The sequence below is a fragment of the Candidatus Omnitrophota bacterium genome (assembly GCA_028715965.1).
Taxonomy (GTDB): Bacteria; Omnitrophota; Gorgyraeia; order Tantalellales; family Tantalellaceae; genus JAQUQS01.
Window position 1 is genome coordinate 47,115 of record JAQUQS010000010.1, and the last position, 6,000, is coordinate 53,114.

Annotated in this window: 1 protein-coding gene (cut by a window edge); it reads right to left on the reverse strand. The window is 54.8% G+C overall.

What is annotated here, in order from left to right:
* Positions 1–5,982, reverse strand: partial view of a deaminase gene (locus PHH49_05890; protein MDD5488473.1) — the 5' portion only. 20,994 nt of this gene lie to the left of the window's left edge; only the first 5,982 of its 26,976 coding nucleotides appear in the window; its start codon is at positions 5,980–5,982; its stop codon lies beyond the left edge, outside the window.
* Positions 5,983–6,000 lie beyond the last annotated feature (18 nt).

The window sequence follows — 6,000 nt, forward strand, 5'->3', positions numbered from 1 at the left end:
GCGGGCCTCTTCGATCTGGCGGCCGACCTGCTCCAGGCCCTCACGCGCCTTCTTTATCCTGTCTATCGTATATGCCCGTCTACTGATGGTGTTCCTTCTATCCACTGTTTTCCACGAGAAGACCGAGCTATTGGACGGGGCGTTGCTTATCCTTGCCGCCCGGGACGCTAACCGGATGTTCTCATGCTCCGCAAGGAACTCTACCACGTCGACATGACCGTTACGCGAGTCAAAGATGAACTGTACGGCCTGCATGATCTTCCGGGCTATCATGGCATCTTTTTCGGCATCGTCGGAAAAGAGAGTCCCGCGGCTTATCCTCGCGTCGGGATGGAACCTGGTCGCGAACATCCTGTACGCTCCCTGGATCTCGTCCTCTTCCGGCCAATTCCGCCTTTCTCGGGGCCTCCTGTCTATGCCTTTTTCACACCTGTAGGGCTTGACCAGGCATTCCAGCATCCCCTTCTGGTCACGCACCCTCATGAAATTGAACATGAACTCGGTCGCGAGAAGGGAATCCCCTCTTTCCCTGAGATCGATAGTGAGCGCTTCCTGCTCACGCGCCTCTTCCTTTTCCCTCTTCTCTTCCCTGGCAAGGCTTTCCTCCAGTTCTTGTTTCTTTTCGGCCAGCGCTTCTACCCTGGAGATCGATTCCGCGGCTACGCGCTTAGCGGTCTCGGCGGCTTTATCGGACTTCTCTATGGCTTCCGCCATTTCATGGCCTACCGCCTTGAGCTCTTCCACGAAGCCCTGGAGATCCTTGTCCTTTTCCCTGGCCTTTCCGTACATGAACTCTTCCGCCGCCACCAGCCTCAACGTCTTCTCGCGTTCGGCCCTGTCCTTGATACCATAAGCCAGATTTACGCGTTCGGTGATCGCGGAGGCTATATCCCCGGCCTCGGTCAACGTCTCGATACCGTCTATATCGAGATTATCCAGGCCGAACGCGCTCACGACGTCGGTAAGCATTGAAAGAGAAACATCCCTGGCGACGGCCGTTGCCGGCACTATGCCTCTGGTCTCCAGCCGTCTCTCGTATATATCCCCGGACCTTTCGAGTATATCGGCGAATTTTCCGGCATAGGACCCGGCGGCCGAAGTCTCCCTCATATCGGAAAGTACTGTCTTTTTTGCCCCGGCGGCCAGAAGAAGATAATCCCTTATATCGAGTATCGCGGACGCGATATCACTTATACCTTTCATGGTCTCGACAGGTGCGGCCTCTTTCTCCCTTTCCGGCGCCGCTATGGTCGCGTATCCACGCCCGATATTCGACAAGAGCCTCGAGACATTGGCCCCCATATGGAACGCCATGCTGAGCACTAGAACGGGAAGCACACCGGCTTCCGTGAATAGCGGCAGGACGCCTATCGCTATACCGGCGACACCCACTATGACCGGCGCCACAAGAAGATCGAACCTTTCATCCGGGGTGAGCGACCTGTACGTAGCGGCTATCCTTGTAATGAAATTACTGTTCTCGTATCCCGGAGGCGCGCGTTCGTTCAGGACATGAAGCGCCACGAACCCCACAGCCGCCGTAACAAGCGCCGCGACATATATGCCGCCATTAAGTATCGGCATCCCGCTATTGAACGCGTCAAGCACGGCCTTTATGGCCAAGGGTATCCCGAGCTTCAGCGGTTCCTCGACGAAAGGCGCTACAAGTATCGGCGAATACGGCTGTCTCATCACCCTGCCGAGAACTTCCAGAGTGGCCATGCCCCGCATTGCCGGTTCACTGGTCTCGGTTTTTACCTCCGCTACGATCCTCGCGATCACATCGTGGTCCAGATGTGGGGCGATATGCCTGTATGTGGGGGAATCGTTCCCGATATAATCACTGCCGGGCGTGAGCACGATATCTCTAGGACGTCCCTCGGGATATACATCTACCAGGCCTGCTTTTTCCGTCACAACGTAATAATGGTCCGCCACGACCGACAGCTCATTGCCTGGTTCGTTCCATCCCATCAGGACGGCGTTCTCTCCAAGCCCCTTCAAGACCTCTATCAACATGACCGACTGCGGCAGGCACATACCCGGCTTTGCCTCTCGCACTTTACGTACCGCGGCATCAATGACCGGATTTCCCGTGATCGTGGGTTCTACTTTTTCTACCTGCAGTAAATTCCGTCTCACCAGTTTAAGGAAAGCAAGTTCATCTTCGGCGTTATCCGGATATATATCCCGGTCATATCCCTCCCGTTCCAGAACGGAGGTCATTTCCAAGCGCAGCCTGCGCATAGCCTCGTCTAAATTCACGACCCGTGGACCCGCGGTCGCGCCGGTGACCGAAAGAAGCGTTCTTACTCCGTCCTCTATCCGCGTACGGACCGACGATACATTGTCCGAAACGAAAAGCGCGGCGGCTACGGCCGCGGCCATATCCTGCAGTTCCGCCCTGGAAAGCGACGGAGCGGATTTCTCTTCCGGCGCTGCGGTCACCTCCGGCGCGGCAGGCGCTTCCTTCTCCTCCACGTAGGTCAACCCGGAAGAAACTTCGTAATATGTCTGTATTATGGCGTTCACGACCCTCGGGTCCAGCCGTTTTTCCACTGCCCTTCCGCGGGCTACCCTATCACCGATATTCAGGTATTCTTCTCTATACGCTTCATATTCCCCTCGGCCGGCACCGTCTATCCTGAACATGGTAAAGGCGGACATCCCGTTCTCCCTGAACCACGCGTCGAACCCGTCACTTGTGGCCTTGAAATAATATTCTCTGCCCGGCCAGGAAAAAGTGTCCTTGTACCCCACTACTTTTTCACCTTTGAAGGTCCGGTCGAACTGGCCGTCGGCCAGGCTGACGTAATAGCTCTCCCCGTCGAACAGTTCCATCTCGACCCATATGTGTTCCTTTATGTCCGAAGTCTCAAGCGATACGGGCTTTGCCGCTACAAGCTCTATCTTCTTTATCCTGCCGGCGAATTTCCCGATAAGCATGGCTTTCAGCACGCCGGAAGCGTAAAGACACTCGAAGGGATACGTGGATACAGTACGGAACCCGTCGATCCCCATATCGGCCTGCCGGGAAAAATGGTAATAAAGTGCTCTTTGAAGCGCGGGGGCCGTCACGTCGAGGTAGTCCTTGATCTCATCGGCTGTTACCGCGTCTTCCACGACAGGCCGTTCAACGCGAGAGAAAATACGTTTCAACGCGGCACGTCTCGGTATGAACGCCATTAGCCCCAGGACATGCGTCTCGAACGTCTCATGGCAAAAGATCTGTATATATGTATCCGGGTGTTCTTTTTTCAGCATGTATAACGCTTTTGGGTCACGGCCTATATTTGTTGTCAAGGCTTCGGCCAGCGTGTATTCCGGGTGGGCCTTTCGTATAACTTCGATCGTGTCCTTAACCCGCATAAAACTCGTTACCGCGAAAACAAGAGAAATAATACCGAGCATACCCAACGAAAGCGCGGAGGCCATCGGCATACTGTGGCCATGAGCCATAAGATGATAGGCAATATATCCTGTACCGCCCGTAAAAAGCGCGACCCAGTCGACGCCGCCTCCAAGCCCCAGGGCCGACCACCATGACAAGGGCCTGAACGCGTGGCCCGTATCAAAAGTGTCCGGTTTTATGAAAAAGTTCCCGTTCGCGCTGAACGGCACATACCCGAGCCTGTCAAGGACATCGCGCACGACCCGTTTTGCCCTGCGCGCCATCGGGCTGTTGTTGTCCTCTATCTCGAACTCTTTACACAGCTCGCTGAAATACACCTCGTTGGGCGCTTCATCCAGGAGGTACTCCTCGACATCGGCCCGCAACTTATCCATCTTGATCATGAACATGGGCATCAGCGTATATATCTCTTTATCCTCGTTAATTATGGGTATGGATCGCCTATCTCCCGTTCCGTCCATTCTTACACGTACCGATGTATCCTGCCCGCGCGTATCTGCCCCTCCCACTTCGATCCTTCTCTCCCCCTTAGCGGCGAAGAACATACGGTATGCCATAAAAACCCCGGGAAGAAGCGCTATCATGCCCTTAAAATGCGCCAGGAACGCCGCGTAGGGTCTACTGGAGGGAACGAACGCCTCATGCGCTTCCACCATGAACGCTACCATTCTTTCATACCTGTCTCCCGACCGCTTTAGCAACACGACTACAGAATGACGGTAGCCATCGCTTCTCGCGACAGGCATCCTGTTGGCGAGAAGATCTACGACATCCTCCAGCACAAGGGACTGGGCGCTATACGGGTTCATGCTGATATCCCTGTCGGTGAGTTCTTTCAGCAAAGCCCTTTCCCTTTTCCAACCGTCGAGGTCATTATTGAAAAGCGTGTTTATTTCGGCCTTCGCGCCGGCTATGACCTCATCCTCGCTGACATCATCCCTGTCGAATCTCACTTTTACCCGTCCATACTTCACATTAAGGCCGAAGAACAAGTTCTCGTAATAGCGCGTCATTTCGCTCTTAAGCGTCGATGACATGAGCTGGTATTTCCTGTACGCAATGGCGCAGTAAAGACCCGATGCGAGACAAACAAGGGACAAGGTCCCGACGTGGCCATTTTTCATGAGCTCGACCAAAGCAGGCACTACCAGGCCTAGCCCCATCATCAGGAACGTCCTTGCCCAGGGCTTAATAGCGGTCACTGTGATATCATGCGCGCCGGCATCCGGCGCGACCCTGGCGGCCACCTGTTCCCTTAACTCCCTCACCATGTACCCACCGTCGGTGGACACCATCCCCGCGCCGCTGAGAACGGAAGCCTTTCCTATATAAAGCCGCACGTTCCTCACCCCGAACGACCTGAACGCCGCGTAATGTCCGGCTTCATGTAGAAGCGTCATCGGTAAAAGTATCGGCGACATGACCGCGGCAAGGACCCCGACAACAGCCGTTAACGCCTTATCCCTTACGGTCTCTTCGCCTTTTTCCCTGAAAACCACGCTTATCGGCACAAGCTGCGCAAGGCCGTTCATAACAGAAGCCGCCGTAAATATAAATAATACATATGCCGTATTCGTGAACACCTCGGGCGACATGAGCCCAGGCCCCATCAATACAAGACCGAGCATCGCCACCGAAGGCACTATTATGTTGGCCAATGGGCCGGCGGCCATACAGACAACCTTTTTCCATAAAGGCAGGGCATCAAATTCTTTCTGGTCATATTCCACATACGCGGCCAGTGGCCCTCCCAGGAGGGAGTGCGCTTTCCCGGCCTCACCTGGGATAGGAACGTATGACAGTTTATAACTCACGGAATTGTCCAACTCCCCTGCCGTGGTTATGCCCGGGTACATATCCGGATCGGCAGAGACCATTTCGAACAGTTTTCTCGCGTAGTTCTCGGCATTTTCCGACATCCTGGCGTAATACGTAAGATCGGCCCGCTCCCTGTCCAGCTTGCGCTCGACCCGGTCGACCTGCAGAAGTCTTTCCTGTCTAACGTACTCATTGGTGGTATCCCGCGCCTCGCGCCTCATATCCTCAAGCTGGTCTTCTCCTCCAGCTATTACCACGCCAAGGTTCTTTATCCCACGCTCAAGATCGTTACGTAAAATGCCCGTGAACTGCGCCAGGGTAAGGCTGCCTTCACGGCGTAGCGTCAGGTAGCAAAGCATAAAAGCATACCACTCATCCGTATATTCCGGCATATGCCGCACCCTCTTGATGTTCTCGCCGACCAGCTCGTCGTAACGGTTTATAAGTTCAGGCGCGTTATCCACGACCCATTCGCGGTCCCTGGCTATTTCTTTTCGTGAACGTCTTTCCGCGATAACGGCCCTTATGAATGCCGCACTTTTTACAAGCGCCGCTACGGCTATTATCCCGCCCACTACGATCAATGCGTCACCCACCGACATGGACGCAAGGATATTCCTCATATCCGCACTTGCCGTCATTGCGGCAAGATCTTGCTCTTTCCCGTTCACGGCCTGGTAAACCCATCCCGCTATAAGTCCCGCGCCCGCAAGGGACGGTACCACATTGCCTGCCCCCATGCTCTCGGGCATGAAGCCGGTCATTTCTTC